The sequence below is a fragment of the Janthinobacterium sp. DSP2-3-3 genome (assembly GCF_049897325.1).
In the GTDB taxonomy this organism is placed as follows: Bacteria; Pseudomonadota; Gammaproteobacteria; order Burkholderiales; family Burkholderiaceae_D; genus Janthinobacterium.
This window is the reverse complement of the sequence record NZ_JAFCWA010000010.1, coordinates 132,985-156,977: the sequence shown is the minus strand read 5'-3', so window position 1 is coordinate 156,977 and position 23,993 is coordinate 132,985. Positions and strand designations below refer to the sequence as shown.

Below are 23,993 nucleotides of genomic sequence, written 5' to 3'. Positions count from 1 at the left end.
CCACAAGGAATTACATGGGCACGGGCCGGTTGTTGTTCAGGTCGAGGAAGCCGCGCAGCAAGCGGTAGGCTTTCCACAGCCAGGCCACGCCCCACACGAGGAACGCCAGCGGAATGCCGATCAGCGTGATCCACAGGATGGCGCCGACGACGATCCAGGCCATATACCACCAGAAGGAACGGATCATCCAGCTGTGATGGCTGTACACGAAGGTCCCGGCCGCTTCGTCCCGCTTCACATAATTGATGATGAGCGGAATGAAGGAAAAGGCGCCCAGCGAAAACACAAAGCTGGCGCCATGTATCAGGTACAACCACCAGGCCAGTTTTTTGGTCTGTTGAAGTTGGCTATCGAGAATAATATCTTGTGACATGCAGGCTCCCGTCATTGTTCAATTTTTTAATTGTAACAAGCAAAGCGGCGTGGGAGCGCAGTCCATGGAAAAGGCGGAATACATTGTTGAAAGCAGATCCACATCCCACCTTGGCCGCGCGCGCCAGATTCTGGCTGCGGCGCGCGGTGCCGACCTTGCTGCTGTGCGCCACGGTGGCCCATGCCGCTAGCGCCCCCCTGGACGCGGAGTTTGCCGCCGGCTTGAAGGAAGAGGGCCTGGCGGGCGCCGTCTGGAGCGAAGTCTTGCCCGATGGAACAGTCAAAGTCGGCGCATCCGGCCTGCGCGATGCCGCCAAGAAAATACCCATGCAGGCGGACACGCGCATGCAGGTGGGTTCCGTGGGCAAGGTAGCGCTGGCGCTGGGCGTCTTGCGCCTGGTCAGCGAAGACCGGCTCACGCTCGACACGCCATTGCAGCAGGTGCTGCCGGAACTGGCGCTGAAAAACCCGTGGCAGGCCAGCGATCCCGTGCGCATCCGCCACCTGCTGGCGCACACGTCCGGCCTGGATAATGTGCGCTTCTGGCAGGCGTTCAGCCTGAACCCGGCGCCGGACACGCCGCTGGCCGAGGCTTTTGACGGCGGGCGCAATTTGCTGCGCGTGCGCGCCCGGCCCGGTAGCCGTTATGCGTACTCGAACATGGGCTATGGCTTGCTGGGCATGGTGATCGAAAAGGTCACGGGCCAGCCGTACGAACGTTATCTCGATGCGCAGCTGCTGCAGCCGCTGGGCATGGTGGGCAGCACGTTCGCTTTCGTCACTCAGGTGGGTGCGCAGCTTGATCCGCGCCTGGCCATGGGCCACTTCGAGCATGGCGTGGCGCAGCCGGCCGTGCCCCAGTATTTGCGTCCGGCCGCGCAATTTACCACCACGGCGGCCGACATGGGCAAGCTGGCGCAATTCCTGATGGGCGATGGCAAGCTGCAGGGCAAGCGCTTCATCGACCTGGCGCTGATGGGCGCCTTGTCTGAACCGGCCGGCACGGATGCGGCGCAGGCGGGCCTGGCAACGGGCCACGGCTTGGCACTTGCCGTGCGCGACCGCCACAATGTTGTGGGTGCCTGCCACCCCGGCACGGCCGGGGGTTTTCGCGCCATGCTGTGCATCTATCCGGAGCAGGACAGCGCCTTCTTCGTGGCCTTCAATACGGATGCGGAACAGGCCGACTATGAACGCTTCAACCGCCTGCTGCTGCGCGACCTGGAACTGCCGCTGCGCGCGCCGGCCCCGCAGGGCACGCCCGCGCCCACGGTGGAAAACTGGCAGGGCGTGTATGTGCCGTCGCCCAGCCCCATGGCCAGCATGGCCTGGGTCGATGCCGTTTTCGGCTTTACGCGCCTGAAATGGGATGGCGAATCGCTATTCCTGATCCCGTTCCAGGGCGAGCCCAAGGAACTGGAACCGGTGGGCGGCTTGCTGTTCCGCGCCAGCGACCGCAGCACACCGTCGCATGTGCTGATGCAAGAGGATGGCAAGCATGTGCTCAGCGATGGCTTGCGCAGCTATGAGCGCGCATCGATGCTGCGCATGCTGGTGCTATGGGGCAGCCTGGCGCTGGGTGTGGCCGGCTTGCTGTATGTGCTGCTGGTGGGCGTCTGGCGCGCCGCGCTGCGCAGCCTGGGGCGGGGCGACCATCTGTTCGCGCCCCTGCAGTCGCTGCTGGCGCTACTCCTGCCCCTGCCGTTTTTCTATTTCCAGTCTTACCTTTGCCTGGGCGACGTCACCATCGCCAGCGTGCTGCTGGCACTGGCGACGGGTGCGCTGCCATTGGCGACGGCATTCGGCCTGGCCCGCTGCTGGCGTAGCCGCGGCACGGCGGCCGAGGCGGGCTCGTGGGCGAAATGGGATTGGGTCGCCTTGCTGGCGGCGTTGCAACTGCTGCTGGTGCTGGCCTGGTGGGGCTTGCTGCCGCTGCGGCTGTGGCAGCTGTAGCGGGCGCTCAGCGCCAGACTTGCAGCAGCCGGTGCCACCAACGCCACCAGCGTTGCAGCGGCGTGGCGCGTGCAGCGTGTTCGGCGCGCCCGGCGCGCTTGGCGCGATAGCTGGCCGCCGCCATCTGCAGGCCGATGCGGTCCATCGCCGCCATCGCCTCGGCTTCCTGCGGCGACAAGCCATGCAGCAAGGCTTGCGCACGCGGTTCCAGCAGGAAGGCATCACGCAGGACGTCGTCCGTGTACAGTCGTGCCAAATAGGTTTCCAGTGCGGCGGAACTCATGCGCACCGTCCCGCGCGCAAGGCCGCGCGCGCCAGCTCCAGCTGGCCCAGCACATGCTCGAACGACGGGTAATTGCCATCGCGTTCGACGATCACCGTCAAGGGTTGCGGTGCATGGCGCGCCAGCACGGTTAATAGGGTGAAGACGGCGGGCGGCACGTCGTGCAGGTGGTCGTCCAACAAGCGCTTGCCGGCGCCGCCCGGCGCCTCGATCCAGTGGCCGCCGCTCAGATGCACGGCACCGACCCTGGCCAGGGGCAGGCGCAGCAGAAGTTGCTCCGGGTCGTGGCCAAAATTGACGGCATTCGCATACAGGTTGTGCAAGTCCAGCAACAGCGGCACTTGCGCACCGTGGATAATCTGCGCCAGCCACTCGGCTTCGTCCAAGGTGCTGGCCGGCGGGTCGATCAGGGTGGCGATGTTTTCCATTAGCGGCACACTGCCGACGATGCGGGTGGCCAGCGCGATATTGGACACCGCGCCGGCGGCGCTGTGCGGCGTGCGCGGCGGTGCCGCCAGGTGGCCGATTTCGACGCCGCCGGCGCGCACGAAACTCAGGTGCTCGGACCACGACTCCGCCTGCACCGTCTTCATCAGGTGCGCCATCGCATGCAGGCGACGGGGATCGGCGGGAATCGTCGAGGCCAGCCCCATGCCCACGCCGTGCAGGCTGACGGGTACTTGGCGCGCCAGGCTGCACAGGGCGGCGATGCCGGCGCGCGCAGCATGGTAATAATCGTCGGCGATCACTTCCAACACGTCGATCTGCGCCAGGTTGGACAGAATGCCGCCGGCCAGTTCGCCGCGCCATCCCAGGCCGACGCGGTCGCGCGTGGCCCCCGTGCTAGCTGCCACAGCCGCCGCCACCGCCGCAACCGCCACAGCCGCCGGATGAACCGCCGCCGTCGCCGCCCGATGAGGAGTCGCCCGAGTCGCCCGTGCTGCCGGACGAGGAGTCGCTGCTCGTGTTTTGCCGGGATGCCGGGTACAGCTCGGCGACATACGCGTACACCGACGGGGGCAGGGCGCCGATGCCGAAGATGGCGGCCAGCAGTGCCATGTCGGCGCTGCGGCTGCCTGCCTGCAGGCGCGATGCGCGCATGTTCAGGCGGCCAAACAACATGCGCAAGTCCGTCAGCAGCCGCTGCGCGCTCCAACTGGTCGCCTGGGTGCGCAAGCCGCGCAGCATGAGCAGAAATATCATCAGCAGCAGCGCCAGGAACAGCAGCTTGTAGTGCTGGCGGCTGATGGCGATGACGGCTTTGCCTGCAGCTACCGTCAGCAGCAGGTAATGTGCCACCCGGGTGATGCGCTCGCGCCGGCGCAGCAGCGGCGGGCCGACCAGCAATTCCTGCTGCGTCAAGGTGTCTTGGTAGGCGCGGCACGATGGCAGCATCTCTGCCTGCTCGGCCAGTTCCTTGCTATGGCCCTGGTGGCCCAGGTACAACCGCAGCACGTCGCGTTCGATGTCATGGCTGGCGAAGCGCAGGCTGTCGGCGCTGACCGTTTCCAGCAACGGGCCATCGGCGCGCAGCAAGCCACGGTCGACCAGCACGATGGTGGCGATTTTCACCGCTTCGAGGGCGCCGCCGCGCAAGAAGGCGATGCGGTAGGGGTCGTCGGCCAGCGACAGCTGGGCGTGTGGATTGCGCAGCTCCTGGCGTATCAGCAGCTCGCGTGCGAAGTAGTACACGAGCATGCCGAAGATCAGATAGGCGAGCAGGAACCAGGGCCCGCTCCAGTCAAACGGATTCGCGCCGTTCACCGCATATGCTCCGCGTGTTCGCGCAAGCGCTCGGTAATGGCCATCAGGCCCGTAAAGGCGGGCAGGGCCTGCCCCGGCGCCAGACGCGCCGTTTCGCGCGCCGTCGACATGGCTTGCAAGGCCGCGTGCAGGGCAGCGTCGCCCAACTGGTCGACAAATGCTTCGAGCGCCTGTTTTCCCGATAGTGGCACCCGGCCTTCCAGCTGCGCCAGCGAGGCGGCGGCCGAACGCAGCGGACCGGCTGCGTCGGCGATGGCGCCGGCCAGCTGTTCTTCGTTCAGGCTCAATAGCATATACCGTTCTCGCATGCGCACCTGCTGGTTCAGCAGCACTTGCCGCAGGCGTCGCAGCACGGCGTCGCGGCTGGTGTGCAGGCTGGCGAAAGGATCATTGCCCAGCAGCACTCGATGGCGCGCAATGATATCGGCGAACTTGACGGCGAAGGCGTCGGCGGCCTGCGTCAATTCGCTGTCGAGCAGGAACATCACCTGCAAATCGATGGCGGCGTGCGCCAGGCGCAAAGGCCCGCGCAGCGCATCGGCCGCCTGCGGCCTAAAGCGCTTGAGCAGCAACAGCAGGTTGACGTCGGAGGTGGCGCGCAACTGGCCATCGGCGGCCGAGCCAAACAGCACGGCGGCGGCAAGGTCCCCAGCTAAGGCCGTTTGCGCGGCGGCGACAAACAAATCCAGGTGGCGTTGTATCTCTTCTGGCAGCGGTGGCGGCATGCGCTGTTCTTTCACGATGGGTTGACTGGATGATCACAAGTTTGCAATATAGCAAAAATAGACAACCCTGCGCGCACCGCCCGCTCTCTCCTCCGGTACCGCGAACTTAGTGCGAACTCAGGTCAATACGTTCAGCAAACCATCGAGTCCCACGAAGTTCAGCGCCACGTCGGCTTGCGCGCGCACCACGGGTTTGGCGCGGAAGGCCACGGACAGGCCGGCGATGCCCATCATTTTCAAGTCGTTGGCGCCATCGCCCATGACGATGGCCTGCGATGGAGAAATGCCCAGGTCTGCGCACACGCGCTCCACCGTGCGCTGCTTTTCCTCGGCATCGACGATGCCCCCTAACACTTTGCCCGTCAGCTTGCCGTCGATGATTTCCAGCTCGTTCGCATGCGTGTAATCGAGGTCCAGGCGCTGTTTCAGGCGTTCAGTAAAGAAGGTAAAACCGCCCGAGACCAGCAGGGTCTTCAGGCCGGCCTTCTGCACGGCCGCCAGCATGGTTTCCGCGCCAGGCGACAGCTTCAGGCGCTCGTCGTAGACGCGCTGCAGGGCCGACGCATCGAGGCCTTCGAGCAGGGCCACGCGCTGCTTCAGGCTGGCCGCGAAATCGAGTTCGCCGCGCATGGCCGCTTCCGTGATGGCCGCCACTTGCGGTTTCAAACCCTGCATGTCGGCGATTTCATCGATGCACTCGATGGTGATCAGGGTCGAATCCATGTCCATCGCCACCAGCTTGAATTCGGCGAGTTCGCGCTGGCCCATCATGTAGGTGGCGTCCAGCTGCGCCGCCTGGGCCGCCACTTCGATGGTGGGGCGCAGCGCGGGTGAGTAGGCGATCTGTTCGCAGCGCACGGCATTCGGGCCGAGGCGCGTGATGGACGTCGGCGCGGCCAGCGCGGCGATGCGCTCGAGCCTGGCCATGTCGCCGTCCAGGCCCTGCAGGATCAGATTCATGGTGATGGTCTTGGTATTGGTCATGGGGGCAGTCCCGCGTAAAGTTATCTAAAAGTCTACACCGTCAATTGCTTGATGGTGGTCTTGATCTGCGTCACGCGCGCGGCCAGGTCGGGCATGGCGGCCGTGATTTTCAGTTTGTCCTGGCCATGCAGCTTGATATGGCGGTTCTTCTGGATCAAGTCGATGATGCGCATCGGGTCGATGGGCGGCTTGGCCATGAATTGCAGGGTGGCCGCCTCGCCATGCACGTCGATCTTGACGATACCCACGGTTTTCGCCGCGATACGCAGGCGGTGCGTCTCGATCAGTGCTTTCGCCGGGTCGGGCAGCTTGCCGAAGCGGTCGATCAGCTCTTCCTGAATATCGTCGATTTTCTCTTGCGTGGCGCAGTTGGCCAGGCGCTTGTAAATCGACAGGCGCTCGTGCACGTCGCCGCAGAAATCGGCCGGCAGCAGGGCCGGCACGTGCAGGTTGATTTCCGTCGTCGAGGCCAGCGGCGCGGCCAGGTCCGGTTCCTTGCCGGCCTTCAGCGAACGCACGGCTTCATTGAGCATGTCCGAATACAGCTGGAAGCCGATTTCCGTCATCTCGCCCGACTGGCTCTCGCCCAGCACCTCGCCGGCGCCACGGATTTCCAGGTCGTGCATGGCCAGGTAAAAGCCGCTGCCCAGTTCTTCCATCTGCTGGATGGCGTCCAGCCGGCGCTGCGCCAGTTTTGTGAGGCCCTGCACATCGTGCACCAGCAGGTAGGCGTACGCCTGGTGATGCGAGCGTCCGACCCGGCCGCGCAACTGGTGCAACTGCGCCAGGCCGAACTTGTCGGCGCGGTGCATGATGATGGTGTTCGCCGTTGGCACGTCGATGCCCGTTTCAATGATCGTCGTGCACAGCAAAATATTGAAACGCTGGGCGACGAAGTCGCGCATGACTTTTTCCAGGTCGCGCTCGTGCATCTGGCCATGCGCCACGGCGATGCGCGCCTCGGGCAGCAGTTCCGTCAGCATGGCCAGGCGGTTCTGGATGGTTTCCACCTCATTGTGCAGGAAATAGATCTGGCCACCGCGTTTCAGTTCGCGCAGACATGCTTCGCGGATGATGGCTTCGCCCTCGCTGCGCACGAACGTCTTGATGGCCAGGCGCTTTTGCGGCGCCGTGGCGATGATGGAAAAGTCGCGCAAGCCTTCCAGCGCCATGCCCAGGGTACGCGGGATCGGCGTGGCCGTCAGGGTCAGCACGTCCACTTCCGCGCGCAAGGCTTTCAGCGCTTCCTTCTGGCGCACGCCGAACCTGTGTTCCTCGTCGATGATGACCAGGCCCAAACGGGTAAACTTCACGTCATCGGACAGCAGCTTGTGCGTGCCGATGACGATGTCGATGGTGCCGTCGGCCATGCCCTTGAAAGCCTGCGTGATTTCCTTGCCAGTGCGGAAACGCGACAGTTCGGCGATGCGCACGGGCCAGTCGGCGAAGCGGTCGGCAAAGGTTTGCGCATGCTGCTCCGCCAGCAGGGTGGTGGGTGCCAGGATGGCCACCTGCTTGCCGCCCATGACGGCGATGAAGGCGGCGCGCAGCGCCACTTCCGTCTTGCCGAAGCCGACGTCGCCGCAGACCAGGCGGTCCATCGGTTTGCCCGAGGTCATATCCTTGATGACGTTGTGGATGGCCTCGGCCTGGTCCGGCGTCTCATCGAAGCCGAAGCTGTCGGCGAAGCGCTGGTAATCGTGCGCGGAGAATTCGAAGGAGTGGCCCTGGCGCAGCGCGCGGCGGGCGTACAGGTTGAGCAGTTCGGCGGCCGTGTCGCGCACTTGTTCGGCTGCGCGCTTTTTCGCTTTTTCCCACTGGCCCGAGCCGAGCGAATGCAGCGGCGCGTCTTCCGGCGAGGCGCCCGAATAGCGGGAAATGACGTGCAGCTGCGACACGGGCACGTACAACTTGGTGTCCTTGGCGTACTCCAGGTGCAAAAATTCCGTCTCGCCTTCGCCCAGGTCCATGCTGGTCAGGCCCATGTAGCGCCCGATCCCGTGGTTGATGTGTACCACGGGGTCGCCGATTTTCAGCTCCGACAGGTCGCGCACCATCGATTCGACCTGTGTCACGCCTTCCTGTTTCTTGGTGCCGACGCGGCGGCCGGAACCGGCATACAGCTCGGTTTCCGTGATGAAGGCCAGGTTGCCGTCCGGCGTGAACAGCTCGAAACCCGCGTGCAGCGGCGCCACGCCCAGCATCAGCTTGGCGTCGGACTGCAGGAAGCCGTCGCAGCCTTCCACCGGTGTCAGGTGCAAATCGTATTCGGTGAAGTACTGCTGCAAGGTTTCGCGGCGGCCGTTCGATTCGGCGCAGATCATCACGCGGCGGCCTGATTGCAGCAGGTAGCTGCGCAGGTTGGCCAGCGGATCGTCGGCGCGGCGGTTGACGGCGATGTTCGGCACGGGCGCCGACAGTTCGGACGCCAGCGCATCGTTCGATTTCGTGATGGCCAGGCGCGGATACGGCTTGGCCAGGCCGAAGAACTGCTCGTCGGACAGGAACAGCGATTCGGGCGGCAAAATCGGCCGCTCGCGGTCCGCCTTCAAAAAACGGTAGCGCGACTGGGTATCGGTCCAGAAGCGGCCAATGGCCGCGTCGATCTCGCCCACCAGGGCCAGCGAGGCGTCTTCCGGCAGGTAGTCGAACAGGGTGGCCGTCTGTTCGAAGAACAGGGGCAGGTAGTATTCGATGCCGGCCGAGGCGATGCCGCTGCTGATGTCCTTGTAGACGACCGAGCGCGAAGGGTCGCCCTCGAACTGTTCGCGCCAGCGGTTGCGGAAAGTGGTGCGCGCCACTTCGTCCATGGGAAATTCGCGCCCCGGCAGCAAGCGCACTTCGTGCACGGGGTACAGCGAGCGCTGGGTATCGGCGTCAAACGTGCGGATGGTCTCGATGGTGTCGCCGAACAGGTCCAGGCGGTAGGGCAGGGCCGAACCCATGGGGAACAGGTCGAGCAGGCCGCCGCGCACCGAGTATTCGCCCGGCGACATCACTTGCGAGACATGGCTGTAGCCGGCCAGGGTCAGCTGCGATTTCAGCCGCGCCTCGTCGAGCTTTTCGCCCTTCTTGAAGAAGAAGGTATAGGCGGCCAAAAAGGACGGCGGCGCCAGGCGCACCAGCGCCGTGGTGGCCGGCACGATCAGTACGTCGCACTGGCGCGTCTGGATTTCGTGCAAGGTGGCCAGGCGCTCGGAGACCAGGTCCTGGTGCGGCGAGAAGGCGTCGTAGGGCAGGGTTTCCCAATCCGGCAGCAGATGGCAGCGCAGTTCCTTGCCGCCAAACCATGGGATTTCATCGAGCAGGCGCTGGCCGTCGCTGGCCTGCGCCACCACCACGGCCAGCATCTGGCCCCGCGCTTTCAAGGCCAAAGCGGCCAGCGCCAGGGCATAGGCGTCGGATGAACCATACAGGGCGGGCAGCGCGTAGCGGTTACCGGGCTTGGGGAGGGCTTTTTTTAAGTCTAAGGACATGCAGGCGATGACACTAGTGGCAGAGGCAGTTGAGTGGGACAGCTGTGGTGCGCGCAGCGCCGCCAGTGACGGCGCTGACAGGCGAGATTATAGACCATCGCCAGCGCGCGCATTCGCTATGCCGAAGGGGACATGCACCATGGGGATGGTGCCGCCCGCCGATTTCAGGTGGCTCAACTGGTCGTCAAAGAAGATATGCGGCTTGAACACGGCCAGCACGCGCGACTTGTCCATGCCGCCCAGGAAAAACGTCTCGTCGGCCGCCACGCCCCAGCTTTTCAGGGTCGTCACGACTCTTTCGTGCGAGGGCGCGTTGCGTGCCGTGATGATGGCGATGCGCAGGATTTTCTTGTAGCCGGGGTCGCGCCGCTGCGCTTTTTCTTCCAGGCGCTGCATGGTGGCCAGCTTCTGGAACAGGTCGGCCAGCGGGCCGGGGCGGTGCGGCGTGCCCACGTTCAGGGTTTCATGCGCATGGAATTCATCGACGTCATTGTTGCGCTTGAATACGGTTTCCGCTTCGTCGTCGGCGATCACGCCGTCGAAATCGAAGGCCACGCGCAGTTCTTCGTCGTTCTCGTCGTCTTCCGTGCGCGACGGCAGCACCAGGCCGGCCGGATAGTCGCAGGCAAGGGCGCTGCGCACGTCATGCTCATTCGCGCTGAGGAAGAGCGAGGCATTGAAGGCGGGCAGGTAGGGGTAGGGCGATTTGCCCGTCATGAAGGCGGCGCGCGAAATATCCAGGCCGTAATGGGCGATGCTATGCATCACGCGCAAGCCCGTTTCCGGCGAATTGCGCGAAAACAGCACTACTTCCACGGGCGACTGGCGCGGATAGTGCTTGTTGATGTTCAGGAAACGTCGGATGAAGGGGAAGGCCACGCCGCGCGGCAAGACCGTGTCGATATGCGTTTCCTGGTACTTGCGGTATTCCTCGGGGCCGTTGTCGAGGTAGATCTGGTGCGATTCGGCCAGGTCGAACAGGGCGCTGGAAGCGACCCCGATCACCAGTTTGTGTTCGATAGGATAAGCCATGCTGTTCCTGTGGTGTGCGTGTTGACCATCTTATACGACTATTAACTATGCAGCCAGTCGGGGCGCACGGCGATTTATTGCACCAAAGCGTGGCGCCAGGGCATTTTTTCTGATCGTTGTGCAATACGCGCCACAGTAAAGAAATAAATATTGTTTTGTATCAAGTATATATCAGCCAGCGCGGCATTTTTCCACTATGCTTCCATTTAGGAATTCTCGCCAATTGTAACGAAGCGTACGCCCCATCCCCGCCACCTTTATACAAATGTCAGCTGTTTTACTCGAACATGCCAGCCCGAACCTCGCCAGCAGTCGTCGTGACTTTATAAAGGACCTAGCCATGTTTAAGAATTTACTGATCAAATGGAAGTTGGCAACCCTCGTCGCCGTGATGATGGCGGCCTTGCTGGTGGTGGGCATCTGCGGTTACACGGGCATCGCCACCGTGGGCCGCGCCGTGAATGAAATCGGCGTGGTGCGCCTGCCGTCTATCCAGGGTTTGATGATGGTCAGCGAAGGCCAGACGGCCGTCGTCGCCGCCACCCTGACGGCCGCTATCTATGAAAACAATTACCAGGCGCAAGACAAGTTCGCGGAAGCGCTGCAGCTGCGCACCAAGGCTTGGAACAATATCGAGGCTGGCCGCAAGCTGTACGAACCGCTGCCGCAAACGCCGGAGGAAGCCGTGCTGTGGAAGCGCTTCCAGGTGGAATGGGCCGCCTGGAAGGGGGATGATGACAAGGTGCGCGCCATCCTGCGCCAGTTGGCCGACAACCGCGACGAGCTGCGGCAAAAAGAGCTGTTCGTGGCGTTCTACAGGCAGTACCAGGATTCGCGCGGGCTGTTCGGCAAGGCCGAAGGCACGCTCAACGAGATCATCAAGCTCAATAACGGCGTGGCCGACGCGAGCGTCAAGGGCGTCGGCGCGGCCGTGATCCGCTCGGAAAGCCTGATGGTCATCCTCGGCTTGCTGACCTCCGCGCTGGGCATCGGCTGCGCCGCTTACATCACGCGCGCCATCACGCAGCCGATCAATTTGGCCGTGAAAGTGGCCCAAACGGTGGCTTCGGGCGACCTGACGAGCCAGATCGAGGTGCACACGACGGAAGAAACGGGGCAGCTGCTGCAGGCGCTCAAAGACATGAATTCCGGCCTGGTCAATATCGTCGGCCAAGTGCGCAGCGGTACGGAGACCATCGCCACGGCGTCGTCGCAAATTGCCAGCGGCAACCTGGACCTGTCCTCGCGCACCGAAGAGCAGGCCAGTTCGCTGGAAGAGACGGCGTCGTCGATGGAAGAACTGACGTCCACCGTGCGGCAAAATGCCGACAACGCCCAGCAGGCCAACCAGCTGGCGCTGAGCGCCTCTGGCGTGGCCGTCAAGGGCGGGGCCGTGGTGGGCAAGGTGGTCGAGACCATGGACGCCATCAACGATTCCTCGCGCAAGATCGTCGATATCATTTCCGTCATTGACGGCATCGCTTTCCAGACGAATATCCTGGCCCTGAATGCCGCCGTGGAAGCGGCGCGCGCGGGTGAGCAGGGGCGCGGCTTTGCCGTGGTGGCCACCGAGGTGCGCAACCTGGCACAACGCTCGGCGGCGGCGGCCAAGGAAATCAAGACTCTCATCGGCGACTCCGTGGTGGCGGTCGACGCGGGCAGCAAGCTGGTGGCCGAGGCGGGCAACACGATGGCCGAAATCGTCGCCAGCGTGCAGCGCGTGACGGACATCATGGCGGAAATCAGCCTGGCGACGCAGGAGCAAAGTTCGGGCATCGACCAGATCAACCAGGCCATCAGCCAGATGGACCAAGTGACGCAGCAAAACGCGGCCCTGGTGGAAGAGGCGGCGGCTGCGGCCGAATCGCTGCAGGAGCAATCGGGCCAGCTGGCCGAGGTGGTCAGCGTCTTCAAACTCGATGGCGCACTGGCACCGGCCGCGCATGCCAAAGCGGCCGCGCCGCGCGCCGTGGTGGCCGCCAGCGCGCTGAAGCGTCCGGCACCGCGTCCTGCATCAGGTCCCAACTCGGGCCGCCCGGCCTTGCGCGCCGTGCCGTCCCAGCGCCAGAGCGCGCCGCGTGACGATGAGTGGGAAGTGTTCTGACGGGTTCTGACGGATAGACGGCGCCAGCATGCGCTATCGGACGGCCGCCTTGTGCGGCCGTTTTTACATGCGCGCGCAGGCGCGCACTACGGTCTGCACTGCGGTTACTACTTACTAAAAAAACAGCGTTATGAAAATAGCTGTTTTGCCATCTAAGCAAATCTTTTCAAAACTTAACGCGACATTGCTTGTGAGATAACTCACACTGCCTGCCGTACCACCCTTGTTCCCGCCTCGGCCACATCCCGGCTGACCCCTTCGCCTGTTGCGTCCAGCCATTCGTGGCAGGCGGCAGCCATTGCCGTCAGCCTTGCATGCGAGTCCGGCGCAATGACCGATGCACCACATTGAAGGATGCGAATAGATGGCAAATATGAAAATCGGCACGCGCCTGCGCTACGCCTTTGCATTGTTGACCTTGCTGCTGCTGGCGACTGCCGGGCTGGACATGCTGCGTCTGTCGAGCCTGGAACTGCGCATGCGCGACGTGATCGATGACAAATATCCCAAAACCGTGCTGGCCAACGACATTATCAAGAATGTCAACATTATCGCGCGCTCCTCGCGCAACTTGCTGCTGATGAGCGAGCCGCAGCAGCTGGCGCAGGAACGCGCCACCATCGCCAGGGCGGGCGACGCCACTGAAAAGGGACTGGCGCAGCTGGAAAAGGTGGTGCTGTCGCCGCAGGGCCGCAAGCTGATGGTGGCCGTGACGCAGGCGCGCGCCGCCTTCAACGGCGGGCGCGACAAAGTACTGGCCCTGTTGGAAGAGGGCGCGCGCGATGAAGCGACCAGTTTGCTGCTCGGCGCGGTGCGCGGCGAGCAGCTGCGCTATCTGGCGGCGCTGGAAACGCTCGTCACGCACCAGCATGACTTGATGGAGGAGGCGGGCGCCCGGGTGGACGCGGAATACGCCACGGCGCGCGACATGATGCTGGCGCTGAGCGCGCTGGCCGTGCTCTTTTCGCTCGTCACCGCCTGGCTGGTCACGCGCAGCATCGTCAATCCGCTGCACCACGCGTTGACAGTGGCGCAAACCGTGGCCGCCGGCGACCTGACATCGACCTTCGGCCGCCACGGCGGCGATGAAACGGGCAAGCTGCTCGACGCGCTGTGCATCATGAACGGTAACTTGTTCGACGTCGTGCAGCAGGTGCGCAGCGGCACCGACACCATCGCTACTGCTTCGTCGCAGATCGCGGCTGGCAATCTCGACCTGTCATCGCGCACCGAGGAGCAGGCCAGCGCGCTCGAACAGACCGCGTCGGCGATGGAAGAACTCAGCTCCACCGTGCAGCAGAACGCGGACAATGCGCGCCATGCCAGCGTGCTGGCCATCGAGGCGGCGAACATCGCCGGCACGGGCGGGCAGGCCGTGGGGCAGGTGATCCATACCATGGACGCCATCAGCGCGTCGTCGGCGCAGATTGCCGACATCATCGGCGTGATCGACATGCTGGCCTTCCAGACGAATATCCTGGCTCTGAACGCGGCTGTGGAAGCGGCGCGCGCGGGCGAGCAGGGGCGCGGCTTTGCCGTCGTGGCGACGGAAGTGCGCAACCTGGCGCAGCGCAGCGCGGCGGCGGCGCGCGATATCCATGCCCTGATCGCCACCTCCACGCAGCAGGTGGATGCGGGCGCAGCTCTGGCGGCGCAGGCCGGCGCCACGATGCAGGAAGTGGTGGCGGCCGTGGGTCGGGTCAGCCAGATGGTGGCTGACATCACGGCCGCCAGCGCCGAGCAAAGCACCGGCATCGGCCAGGTCAGCCAGGTGGTGTTGCAGATGGACGAAGTGACGCAGCAGAACGCCGCTCTGGTGGAAGAAGCGGCGGCGGCATCGCAATCGTTGGAAGGCGAGGCGGCGAACCTGCTGCAGGTGGTCAGCGTATTTCGCCTGCACCAGGGGCCGACGCACACCTTGCCACGCCGCAGCGCGCCGGCCGTGCCGCGCCTGCTGGCCTAGTGGCGCGCCTGGCAAGGTTCTGGCATGGCCCGCAGGTGCGGGCGCTGCTGGGCTGTGCGCTGGCAGCTTGCCTGCCGCTGGGCATCTGGCTGGACGGCGCGCAACTACGGCATGTGGTGCTGACGGCGCTGGCGCTGGGCTGCGTCCTGATATGGAGGGTGCGGCGGCGCCAGGCGCGCGATGGGCAAGGTGCCAAGCCCCTGGCTTCGACGCGCAGCCTGGAGCTGCAGGCGCGCCTGGACAGCGCCATCGTCAATGGCGAATTCTGCTTCCACTACCAGGGTAAATTCGATACGGCGCAACTGCGCCTGGTCGGCCTGGAAGCGCTGCTGCGCTGGGACCATCCGCACCACGGCCTGATCTACCCGAACGCCTTCATCGGCCTGGCCGAGCAGACTGACGCTATCGTCGCGCTGGGTAACTGGGGCATCGATGCCGCCTGCCGCCAACTGGCGCAATGGCGCGCGGCGGGCCTGCCATTGGCGCCTGTCGCGGTGAATGTCTCGGCGCGCCAGCTGTGCCAGCCGCACTTGCCGGACTTCGTGCTGCGCTGCCTGCAGCGGCATGCCATTCCTCCCGGCCTGCTGGAGCTGGAAGTGACGGAAAGCTGCTGCATCGACGACATGGCGCAGGCGTCGCAGGTGCTGTGCCGGCTGCGCGCACTGGGCCTGGTCATTTCCCTCGACGATTATGGCACCGGCCATTCAGGGCTCAGCCATGTCAGGATGCTGCCGATTCACACCATCAAGATCGACCGCTGCTTCATCCGTGACCTGGGCAGCGCAGGCACTGATACTGTAATCGTCGCCTCGACGATAGCGCTAGCGCGCGGCCTGGGCTTGCGGGTGCTGGCCGAGGGCGTGGAAAACGGCGAACAGCTGGCGCAGCTGCGGCGCCTGGGTTGCCCCCAGGTCCAGGGCTTTTACCTGCACCGGCCAGCGCCTGCGGCCGACGTGGCCGCGCTGCTGGCTGCTGGTACGCCGGCCTGTCTTGTCACAGCGCCGCAACAGGGCGCCATGCGGCGTGGCGCGGATGCTCAGTAAAATATCACCACCGCCAGCCGCATGCCTGAACACTTTCTCCCCCATGCAAGAATGATAAACAGTCCCGTCCCGGCCTATGTATTCGGCCCGTTTCGCCTTTTGCCGCTAGAACGCCTGCTGTTCGAGGGCGACCGCGCGCTGCGCCTGGGCAGCAGGGCCATGGACTTGCTGCTGGCCCTGTTGGAGCGTGCCGGCGACATCGTTGACAAGCATGAACTGGTGACCATCGTCTGGCCCCATGTCGTGGTGGACGACGCGACCTTGCGCGTGCATCTGGCGGCGTTGCGCAAGGCGCTTGGCGATGGCCGTGATGGCCAGCGCTACATCACCACCATCCCCGGGCGCGGCTACGGCTTCCTGGCGCCACTGGCGCACACGGGCCGGCCGGCGCCCGGTACGGCTGGCGTGGAGCCGCGGCATAACCTGCCCGTCATGCTGACGCGCATGCTGGGCCGCGCCGAGGTGTTGCAAACGATGGCCAACCAACTGCTGCAATTGCGCCTGCTGTGCGTTACCGGTCCGGGCGGCATCGGCAAGACCACGCTGGCCGTCGTTCTCTCCACGCGCGTGCTGCGCCGCTATGCCGACGGCGTGTGTTTCGTCGACCTGTCGCCGCTGGACGATGGCCGGCTGGTGCCGCTGGCGCTGGCCACGGCGCTGGGAATGGCGGTACCGGCTGGCGAGGCCATGCCGGTCCTGCTGGCCTACCTGCGCCCGCGCCACATGCTGATCGTGCTCGATAACTGCGAGCACGTGATCGGCGCTGCCGGCACGCTGGCCGATGCCTTGCTCAAGGGCGCGCCGCTGCTGCATGTGCTGGCCACCAGCCGTGAGCCGTTGCGCATCACCAGCGAGCAGTTGCTGCACCTGCCCGCGCTGGAATTGCCGCCGGCCGATGCCGTGCCCGATGCGGCGGCGGCCCGGCATTTCACTGCGGTGCAGCTGTTTTGCGAACGCTGCGCGGCCGTGGACGATGCTTTCGTGCTGGCCGACGCCGACGTGTCGGTGGTGGTGGACATCTGCCGGCGTCTCGATGGCATCCCGCTGGCGCTGGAGCTGGCGGCCGGGCGCATTGGCCATTTTGGCTTGCACGAATTGCGCCGCCAGCTCGATGACCGCTTTCGCCTGCTCACGCGCGGCGCGCGCAACATGCCTTTGCGCCACCAGACCCTGCGCGCCACCCTGGACTGGAGTTACGGCTTGCTCGATGCGCAAGAGCGCCAGGTGCTGCAGGCGCTGAGCGTGTTCAAGAGCCGCTTCCGCCTGGAGTCGGCCAGCGCCGTGGCGGGATGCGAGGTCTTCGATACGCTGGCCGACCTGGCGGCCAAGTCCCTGGTCAGCATCGAGTTTTGCTGCCAGCACGTGTATTACCGGCTGCTCGACACCACGCGCGCCTACGCTGCGGCGCTGCTGTCGGCGAGCGGGGGCGCCGGCGCCGTGCTGCTGCGCCATGCGCGCCATTGCCTGGGCCTGGCGGGACGCATCGCCGCCGACTGGGAAAGCATGCCGCCGGCGCAATGGAGCGCGCGCTACGGCCGCCATGTCGATGACCTGCGCGCCGCCATCGACTGGGCCTTCGGCGAAGAGGGCGACGTAGCGCTGGGCGTGGCCCTGACCCTGGCCGCGCAGACCCTGTTCTATCAGCTGTCGCTGATGGATGAATACCGCGTGCGCGTCGAGCGGGCGCTCGAGCGCATGGCCACGCATGCGGTGGAGGACCCCGATAGCGAGATGCAGCTGCACGCCTCGCTGGCCCACCTGCTGCTGCATACGCAGGGCGTCACCGGCACCATGCTGGGTTCGTTCCAGCGCGGCTATGCGCTGGCCATGCGCACGGACGATGACAGCCGCCGCGCCGAGGCGATTTGCGGCATGTGGATCTGCAGCCTGAAGATGGCAGATTTCCAGGGCGCCGACAATTACGTGGCGCAGCTTGCCGTCCTGTGCGCAGCGCGCGACGACACGACGATGCGGCTGGTGCTTGCGCGCATGCGCTCGGCGGGCGAGTATTTGCGCGGGCGGTACGCGCAGTCGGCGGCGCTGGCGCGCATGGTGCTGGCGCACCCCGAGGGCGCCGGACAGCTTGGCTTCAACAATGCCTTGCTGGCCGATCACCAGGTTTGTCTGCGCGGCACGCTGGCGCGCTGCCTGTGGATGCAGGGCCGTCCCGACGACGCCCTGGCGCTGGTGCGCGAGGCGGTGACGATGGGCTTCGAGCACAATGGCGTCACGCTGTGCGTGGCGCTGGCCATCAATGCCATCCCCGTCGCCCTGTGGTGTGGGCAGCGGGGACTGGCGCATACCTGGACTTGTTTGCTGTGCGAGCATGCGGCCCGCTATGGCCTGCTGTACTGGAGCGCTTGGGGCTCCGCCTACCAGCGCCTGCTCGATGCTGGCGAGTCGATGACGCAATTCCCCTGGCCCTCGGTGCGCAGCTGGCCGATACAGATCGATTTGATGGCTACCTTGCACGACGCCGCTGCCGATAGCCAGGCGCTGCGGCGCGCACGCACGGGGCAGGCGCCGTGGAGCGCGCCGGAAGTGCTGCGCCGCGATGCGCATCACCGCTGGCGGGCGCTGGCGCAAGGCGATGCGGCCGGCCTGGAAGCGGTACGCGTGCAGCTGGAAGAGGCGCTACAGCTGGCCAGGGGGCAGCAGGCGCCGGGCTGGGAGCTGCGCTGCGCCACCAGCCTGGCGGCCGTGATGCAGACGCAAGGCCGCCGCGCCGCCGCGCATGCCTTGCTGGCCCCTGTCCATGCGCGATACCTGCAGGGGCGCGACTCCACGGATGTGATGGCGGCGGCGGCTTTGCTGGCGCAACTGGCCTGATGGCTATTCGTAGGCGCCCAGCCGGCGCTGTTCGTCCGGCGTGAAACTGGCGTCGCGCAGCTGCTGCAGGGCTGCTGCATCCGGCGCGCCGCCGGCCAGGCCGGCCTGCTGCGCCTTGAGCGCTTGATACGCGATGATGCGCTGCTGCCACTGCGATTCTTCGCGGTCCAGTTCCGCCAGGCGCGCCGCCGCAGCCGGCGTGAAGGTGCTGGCGCGCAGGCGGTAGACTTCATTCTCGCCGGCGCCCTGTGCCCGCAGGGTTTTGACGGAGGTATCCAGCTGCGCCACCTGCAGCGGCGCATCGTGCGCGGCGCGCTGGGCCGGCGACATTTTTTGATCCAGCGCGGTCAGTTGCGCCTGGCGCTGCGCTTCGTCCAGGGCACTGTCGCCGAGTATCGCCATGCGCGCCACTGCATCGTCGTCATACGCGTCGCTGGCGGCGAACAGGCCCGCGCTTTCCTCGGGCGTAAAATAATTGCCGCGCAAGGCCCGCATGGCTTGCAGGCGCGCGCGCGCCGCCAGGGCCGCATCGGCTTGCGCCGGCAAGGCTTGTTCCGCGCCTGCCAGCGCCTGCTTGTAGGCCAGCCAGGCGCCCAGCAGGCGCTTCGCTTCGCGGGCGGGGACGGGCGCCAGGCGCCGGTCCAGTTCCGCCTCGATCTGGCTGCGGATGGCGGCCAGCGGTTTTTCACCGAGGCCCGCCAGGTAGTAGTCGAACAGGTGGCCCAGTTCCGCGTCGACCACCAGCTTGTCGCCGGCGGCCACCGTCAGGTTGCCATCGGGCCGCGTGCCTTGCATCGAGCGCACGAACGCGAACAGGTCCGGTTCCGGTTTTTCCGGCGGCGGGGTAGGCGGTTCGCCCGGGCGCAGCGCCAGGTACAGGGCCAGGGCTGCCAAGCTAGCGCCGATGATCCATTTCGCGTGCATGCGCTTCTCCTTACAGTCCCAGGCCTTGCAGGCGGTTGGCTTGCTGGCGGTAGACGGTGACGGGGTTCGTTTCGAACAGGTTGACGATGCCGACGAATTGGTTGACTTCATCGAGATGGTTCATGGCGTAGTCGTCGCGGATCACCTTGCCCAGGTGGCTGGAGCAGCTGCTGACCAGGCCATCGTTCTTGACGCCGCCAAAGGCCAGACTGATGGCCGCCAGGGCAGGGTCGCCCACGTCGAGCACATTCGTGTACGGTTGCGCCCCGCTCCACGAAAAGTAGTATACGCCTTGCACCTGGTAGGCGCCTTCGCCGCAGGCGGTGGTCGGGATGCCTTGCGGGTGGCGGCTGTTGAAGGCCAGCGAACCGGCCGTGGACAGCGATGCCAGCGAGGCGCCCGCGTTTTGCGGCAGCCCCTTGTTGCCCGATAAAATGCCGATCAGGGAGGCGAGCGCATTGCCCAGCGCGCCGCTGGTGTTGGGAATGGCGCCGCTGAGGATATCGGCCACCTTGGAACCCTTGTTGACGCCGGCCACGCTGGTGACGGAGGCCACCAGGTCGGGCCGCACGGAAGCGACATAGCGGGCCGTGGGGCCGCCGTGGCTATGGCCGATCAAGTTGACCTTGGCCGCACCCGTGGCGGCGAGGATTTGCCGCACCTGCGACAGCAATTGTTCGCCGCGCACTTCGGTGCTGTTGGCAGCCGACACGGTGGTCACATACACTTGCGCACCGCCGCTGCGCAGGGCGGCGGGCACGCCATAGAAATATTCGACGGGGCCGAGCTTGTCGAAGCCGAACAGGCCGTGCACCAGCACGATAGGGTATTTCGTTTGCGTGTAGCCGGCGGCGCTGGCGCTGCCGGGCAGGATGGCGAGGGAAATCAGAAGGGTGGATAGCAGTTGCCAAAAGCGAGTCTTCATTTTGTCTCCGTTATGTATTAGTGATCGACTAGTCAATAGCCGATTAATAGTGGAAATGTCGATGCTGTTGCGATGAGCCGTGCGCCCCTGTACATTCTATTGATGCATCAAAAATAGCGAGCGCTCGGTTTTTTGAATGTATCACTGCTGGATGTAAATTGCAGTGAATTGCATGATGCAGCGCAATAACTGTGGGAATTTGGCGTTGCGTATGCGCCCATTGCATATTTGAAAAGTAAAATAGTTGTTTTCCTGAGCTATAATCGGCCCGGCTTCAGCCATCCCGCCGTCTTGCAATGCCGTGTCCAGGCATTGCTTGGATCTCGCTTCTACACCGTTACTTGGGAATGCACTTGTCGACCCATTTTAATTTTGAACAGTTTCAGCAGATGACGCCTTTGAATGGCGAAAATATCTGGGAATATATTCTTGACCGTCACGCGGAACGTATTGGCGTCAAACGCCGCAAGCCGGCGCTGGAAAATCTTGAACGCATCTTCGTCGCCACCTTTCGCCTGGCCAATGACGTGGGCTTCCGCGCCATGAGCTTGCGCGACCTGTGCCGCGAGACCGGGCTGTCGATGGGCGGTCTGTATGGCTACATCACCAGCAAGGATCAACTGGCCGAAATGATCGAGGACGTGGTGCGCCACGCCACGCAAGCCTTGCCGCTGCTGTTTGCCGACGTGAAGTCGCCGCTGGACCGCCTGGAAGCGATGATACGCTCGTCGATCTACCTGTCCGAAGTGCTGCAGCCGTGGTTTTATTTTGTCTTCATGGATTCGCGCGTGCTGCAGGTGGAGCAGCGCAGCATGGCGAAGAATTCGGAACTGTATGTGCAGACCCTGATCGCCGCCACCATCGATGAAATCGAGCCGAAGCCGCAGGGCGATTCCACCCTGCTGGCCGCGCACTGCCTGGCCCTGTTCCAGGACTGGTATGTGAAGCGCTGGAAGTACCGCGCGGCGAAGGTCAATGTCGACGATTTTGCCGATAGCGTAGTCAGTACGGTGCGCGGATACCTGAGCATGGTCAAGGCGCCGTAAAAAACGCAGCTGAAAAAAGCCAGGATCGCTCCTGGCTTTTTCACTAGTTTGTTTCCACCGGCAGCGTCTCCGGCAGCGCCGCCGGGTCCGTCGGTGTTTCCACGTCCATGTCGAGCGTCTTGATGCCATTCATATCGATGAATTCATCGTACAGCCACTCGCCATCGACCTGGCTCAGGCCTCCCGGCACGGCGCGCGTCACTTGCGGGCGCGTCGACAGGGCCGTGCGCATGTAGTCGATCCAGATCGGCATGGCCAGGGTCGAGCCGAATTCGCGTCCTCCCAGCGATTTCGGTTCGTCATAGCCCATCCACGCCACCGCCACGATGCCACCGCCGTAGCCGGCGAACCAGCCGTCGACGGCGTCGCTGGTGGTGCCCGTCTTGCCGGCGATGTCGCTGCGCCCCAGTTTTTTCGTCGCCGCCGCGCCCGTGCCGGTGCGGGCCACTTCGCGCAGCATGCTGTCCATCACGAAGGCGTTGCGCGGGTCCAGCGCCAGGGTCTTGTCGTCGTTCGGCGCGGGCGGTTTGGTTTGCATCAGCACCGTGCCCTTGGCGTCGACGATGCGGTCGATCAGATACGGTTCCACCTGGTGGCCGCCATTGGCGAACACGGCGTAGGCACCCGCCATCTGCACGGGCGTGACGGAACCCGTGCCCAGCGCCATGGTGAGATTGCTGGGTTGGCGCGCCGGGTCGAAACCGAATTTTTCCATAAAATCGTGCGTATATGACACGCCCAGCGCGCGCAAGATGCGCACCGAGGCCACGTTCTTTGATTGCGCCAGCGCATAGCGCATGGTGATGGGGCCATCGAACTTGAAGTCGTCATTCTGCGGCGCCCAGACCTTGCCGCCCGCCTGCATTTCCAGGGGCACGTCGTTGATCAGGGTGGCTGGCGAAAAGCCTTTTTCCAGCGCCGCCGAATACACGAAGGGCTTCATGGCCGAACCGGGCTGGCGCCAGGCCTGCGTAACGTGGTTGAACTTTTGCAGGTTGTAATCGAAGCCGCCCACCATGGCGTGGTAGGCGCCCGTTTCCGCGTCCAGCGAGACGAAGGCGGCGGCTACCAGCGGCACCTGCGTGATGGCCCAGTTGCCCTTGCCATCCTTGGCTATACGGATCACGGCGCCCGGGCGCAGCTTGATGCCGGCGCTCGCCTTGCTTGAGAGCGCAGGGGCGGCAAAGCGCAAGCCCTCGCCCGTGATGGCCTTGGCGTCGCCATCGCCCGTGTCGGCCACCACCTTGCCGCTGACGACTTGCGTGACGACGGCGGCGATCAGGCCGTCGCTATCGGGGCGTTTTTGCAGTGCAGCATCGATGGCGTCGTCGCGCTGCTCGGGCTCAACCGGCATATCGATGAAGGTTTCCGGGCCGCGGTAGCCGTGGCGCTGGTCGTAGGCGATGACGTTGCGGCGCGTCGATGCGTAGGCCGCGTCCTGGTCCGCTTTCAGGATCGTCGTGTATACGCTGATGCCCTTGGTATAGCTGTCTTCCTTGTACTGGGCGTAGACGGCCTGACGCGCCAGTTCGGCTACGTATTCGGCATGCGTGTCGAAACCCTGCTTGCCGCGGCTATTGATATGCAGCGGTTGCGCCAGCGCCTGCTGGTACTGGCCTTCGCTGATGTAATCGAGTTCGCGCATGCGTTTCAAGACCAATTGCTGGCGCGCGTGCGCCTTCTTTGGATTGCTGATCGGGTTGTGGCGCGAGGGGTTTTGCGGCAAACCGGCCAGCATGGCCATTTCCGCGATCGACAGTTCCGACAAAGGCTTGCCGAAATACGTCTGCGCCGCGCTGGCGAAGCCGAACGAGCGCTGGCCCAGGTACATCTGGTTCATGTACAGCTCGAGAATCTGCTCCTTCGACAGGGCTGTTTCGATCTTCAGGGCCAGCATGATTTCATTGAGCTTGCGCGAAGCGACTTTTTCGCGTGTCAGGAAGAAGTTGCGCGCCACCTGCATGGTGATGGTGGAACCGCCGCCGTGGCCGAAGCCGTGGCGCAGGTTCGACAGCACGGCGCCGCCGGCGCGCACGAAGTCGATGCCGTGGTGTTCGTAGAAGCGGCCGTCCTCGATGGCCAGCAGGGCCTTTTTCATCATTTCCGGCACTTGGGCTATCGGCACGAAGTCGCGGTGCTCTTCGCCGAACTCGCCGATCAGCACATTGTCGGCTGTGTACACGCGCAGCGGTATCTTCGGCTGGTAGTCGGTGATGACGTCCAGCTCGGGCAGGCGCGGGCGCACGTACAGGAACAGGTAGGCGGCCAGCAGCACGGCTGCGGCCAGCGCGGCGCCGCCGGCGAGGATGAAGCCGCGCACGGTGGCGCGGCGGGAAGGCCAGGGGAATCCGGATCGTTTGGCAGTCAAGGCAGTCTCACGTGAGCGTGCAAGGCACGGTGGCAGCGATTATAGACCAATGCGCCGGCGCTTCCTGTGCGGGCGGGGCGCCGGGACCGGCCTCCGGGAGCGGGAGCAAAAAACCTTTTCATCGAAACGCGGCTGTGCGATAGTCTCGGCTTCAAGAAAATAGCCCGGGCCTAAGTAACCCCCAATAAATTATTGTGATTTC

The 23,993-nt window shown here is 64.6% G+C and carries 17 protein-coding genes; 6 read left to right on the top strand and 11 right to left on the bottom strand.

Annotated features, from left to right (window positions below):
• Nucleotides 1-10 precede the first annotated feature (10 nt).
• Nucleotides 11-373, bottom strand: a complete 363-nt coding sequence (locus tag ACP7DE_RS20230) for a DUF4870 family protein (protein ID WP_426073755.1) — start codon at nt 371-373, stop codon at nt 11-13.
• Nucleotides 374-459: 86 nt separating this feature from the next.
• Between ACP7DE_RS20230 and ACP7DE_RS20225 the strand changes: the two genes are divergently transcribed.
• Nucleotides 460-2,325: a serine hydrolase domain-containing protein gene (locus ACP7DE_RS20225; RefSeq protein WP_426073754.1), complete on the top strand. Its 1,866-nt coding sequence runs from the start codon at nt 460-462 to the stop codon at nt 2,323-2,325.
• 7 nt (nt 2,326-2,332) lie between these two features.
• On the opposite strand, the gene ACP7DE_RS20220 is transcribed toward ACP7DE_RS20225, so the two are convergent.
• From ACP7DE_RS20220 to ACP7DE_RS20190, 7 genes are all read right to left on the bottom strand, one after another.
• A complete protein-coding gene (locus ACP7DE_RS20220; protein ID WP_426073753.1) occupies nt 2,333-2,608 on the bottom strand; it encodes a hypothetical protein in 276 nt (91 codons plus the stop codon).
• Nucleotides 2,605-3,462: a DUF692 domain-containing protein gene (locus tag ACP7DE_RS20215; RefSeq protein ID WP_426073752.1), complete on the bottom strand. Its 858-nt coding sequence runs from the start codon at nt 3,460-3,462 to the stop codon at nt 2,605-2,607. Before ACP7DE_RS20215 ends, ACP7DE_RS20220 begins: the two co-directional genes overlap by 4 nt.
• Nucleotides 3,452-4,372: a TIGR04222 domain-containing membrane protein gene (locus tag ACP7DE_RS20210; RefSeq protein WP_426073751.1), complete on the bottom strand. Its 921-nt coding sequence runs from the start codon at nt 4,370-4,372 to the stop codon at nt 3,452-3,454. The genes ACP7DE_RS20215 and ACP7DE_RS20210 overlap by 11 nt, the downstream gene beginning before the upstream one ends.
• Nucleotides 4,369-5,097: a hypothetical protein gene (locus ACP7DE_RS20205; protein ID WP_426073750.1), complete on the bottom strand. Its 729-nt coding sequence runs from the start codon at nt 5,095-5,097 to the stop codon at nt 4,369-4,371. Before ACP7DE_RS20205 ends, ACP7DE_RS20210 begins: the two co-directional genes overlap by 4 nt.
• A 117-nt stretch (nt 5,098-5,214) precedes the next feature.
• Complete coding sequence (gene serB / locus ACP7DE_RS20200; protein ID WP_426073836.1) at nt 5,215-6,057, bottom strand: phosphoserine phosphatase SerB; 843 nt, start codon at nt 6,055-6,057, stop codon at nt 5,215-5,217.
• Nucleotides 6,058-6,113: 56 nt separating this feature from the next.
• Nucleotides 6,114-9,557: a transcription-repair coupling factor gene (mfd, locus tag ACP7DE_RS20195; protein WP_426073749.1), complete on the bottom strand. Its 3,444-nt coding sequence runs from the start codon at nt 9,555-9,557 to the stop codon at nt 6,114-6,116.
• An 87-nt stretch (nt 9,558-9,644) separates the two neighbouring features.
• Entirely contained in the window at nt 9,645-10,589 is a 945-nt protein-coding gene (locus tag ACP7DE_RS20190) for a 5'-nucleotidase (RefSeq protein WP_426073748.1), read from the bottom strand.
• A gap of 340 nt (nt 10,590-10,929) precedes the next feature.
• Between ACP7DE_RS20190 and ACP7DE_RS20185 the strand changes: the two genes are divergently transcribed.
• The 4 genes from ACP7DE_RS20185 (at nt 10,930) to ACP7DE_RS20170 (ending at nt 18,528) form a co-directional block, all read left to right on the top strand.
• Nucleotides 10,930-12,693, top strand: coding sequence for a methyl-accepting chemotaxis protein (locus ACP7DE_RS20185; protein WP_426073747.1), 1,764 nt, complete (start codon nt 10,930-10,932; stop codon nt 12,691-12,693).
• 364 nt (nt 12,694-13,057) lie between these two features.
• The gene (locus tag ACP7DE_RS20180; RefSeq protein WP_426073746.1) at nt 13,058-14,656 is read left to right on the top strand and encodes a methyl-accepting chemotaxis protein; all 1,599 of its coding nucleotides are present in this window, start codon (nt 13,058-13,060) and stop codon (nt 14,654-14,656) included.
• Entirely contained in the window at nt 14,656-15,699 is a 1,044-nt protein-coding gene (locus ACP7DE_RS20175; RefSeq protein ID WP_426073745.1) for a putative bifunctional diguanylate cyclase/phosphodiesterase, read from the top strand. The genes ACP7DE_RS20180 and ACP7DE_RS20175 overlap by 1 nt, the downstream gene beginning before the upstream one ends.
• Before the next feature lie 51 nt (nt 15,700-15,750).
• Nucleotides 15,751-18,528, top strand: a complete 2,778-nt coding sequence (locus tag ACP7DE_RS20170) for an ATP-binding protein (RefSeq protein ID WP_426073744.1) — start codon at nt 15,751-15,753, stop codon at nt 18,526-18,528.
• Nucleotides 18,529-18,531: 3 nt separating this feature from the next.
• Here ACP7DE_RS20170 and ACP7DE_RS20165 read toward each other — a convergent pair whose 3' ends face one another.
• Nucleotides 18,532-19,452, bottom strand: coding sequence for a lipase secretion chaperone (locus tag ACP7DE_RS20165; RefSeq protein ID WP_426073743.1), 921 nt, complete (start codon nt 19,450-19,452; stop codon nt 18,532-18,534).
• Nucleotides 19,453-19,462: 10 nt separating this feature from the next.
• Nucleotides 19,463-20,377, bottom strand: coding sequence for a lipase family alpha/beta hydrolase (locus tag ACP7DE_RS20160; protein ID WP_426073742.1), 915 nt, complete (start codon nt 20,375-20,377; stop codon nt 19,463-19,465).
• Nucleotides 20,378-20,724: 347 nt separating this feature from the next.
• On the opposite strand from ACP7DE_RS20160, the gene ACP7DE_RS20155 reads away from it, so the two are divergent.
• The gene (locus ACP7DE_RS20155) at nt 20,725-21,423 is read left to right on the top strand and encodes a TetR/AcrR family transcriptional regulator (protein WP_426073741.1); all 699 of its coding nucleotides are present in this window, start codon (nt 20,725-20,727) and stop codon (nt 21,421-21,423) included.
• A 43-nt stretch (nt 21,424-21,466) separates the two neighbouring features.
• Here the strand turns inward: ACP7DE_RS20155 and ACP7DE_RS20150 are convergent, their stop codons facing one another.
• A complete protein-coding gene (locus ACP7DE_RS20150) occupies nt 21,467-23,791 on the bottom strand; it encodes a penicillin-binding protein 1A (protein WP_426073740.1) in 2,325 nt (774 codons plus the stop codon).
• Nucleotides 23,792-23,993: the final 202 nt, after the last annotated feature.

Coding starts and splice junctions, on each gene's coding strand:
- ACP7DE_RS20230 (WP_426073755.1), bottom strand. CDS start 373: ATGTCACAAGATATTATTCTCGATAGCCAACTTCAACAGACCAAAAAA.
- ACP7DE_RS20220 (WP_426073753.1), bottom strand. CDS start 2,608: ATGAGTTCCGCCGCACTGGAAACCTATTTGGCACGACTGTACACGGAC.
- ACP7DE_RS20205 (WP_426073750.1), bottom strand. CDS start 5,097: ATGCCGCCACCGCTGCCAGAAGAGATACAACGCCACCTGGATTTGTTT.
- serB (WP_426073836.1), bottom strand. CDS start 6,057: ATGAATCTGATCCTGCAGGGCCTGGACGGCGACATGGCCAGGCTCGAG.
- mfd (WP_426073749.1), bottom strand. CDS start 9,557: ATGTCCTTAGACTTAAAAAAAGCCCTCCCCAAGCCCGGTAACCGCTAC.
- ACP7DE_RS20190 (WP_426073748.1), bottom strand. CDS start 10,589: ATGGCTTATCCTATCGAACACAAACTGGTGATCGGGGTCGCTTCCAGC.
- ACP7DE_RS20185 (WP_426073747.1), top strand. CDS start 10,930: ATGTTTAAGAATTTACTGATCAAATGGAAGTTGGCAACCCTCGTCGCC.
- ACP7DE_RS20180 (WP_426073746.1), top strand. CDS start 13,058: ATGGCAAATATGAAAATCGGCACGCGCCTGCGCTACGCCTTTGCATTG.
- ACP7DE_RS20170 (WP_426073744.1), top strand. CDS start 15,751: ATGATAAACAGTCCCGTCCCGGCCTATGTATTCGGCCCGTTTCGCCTT.
- ACP7DE_RS20165 (WP_426073743.1), bottom strand. CDS start 19,452: ATGCACGCGAAATGGATCATCGGCGCTAGCTTGGCAGCCCTGGCCCTG.
- ACP7DE_RS20160 (WP_426073742.1), bottom strand. CDS start 20,377: ATGAAGACTCGCTTTTGGCAACTGCTATCCACCCTTCTGATTTCCCTC.
- ACP7DE_RS20155 (WP_426073741.1), top strand. CDS start 20,725: ATGCACTTGTCGACCCATTTTAATTTTGAACAGTTTCAGCAGATGACG.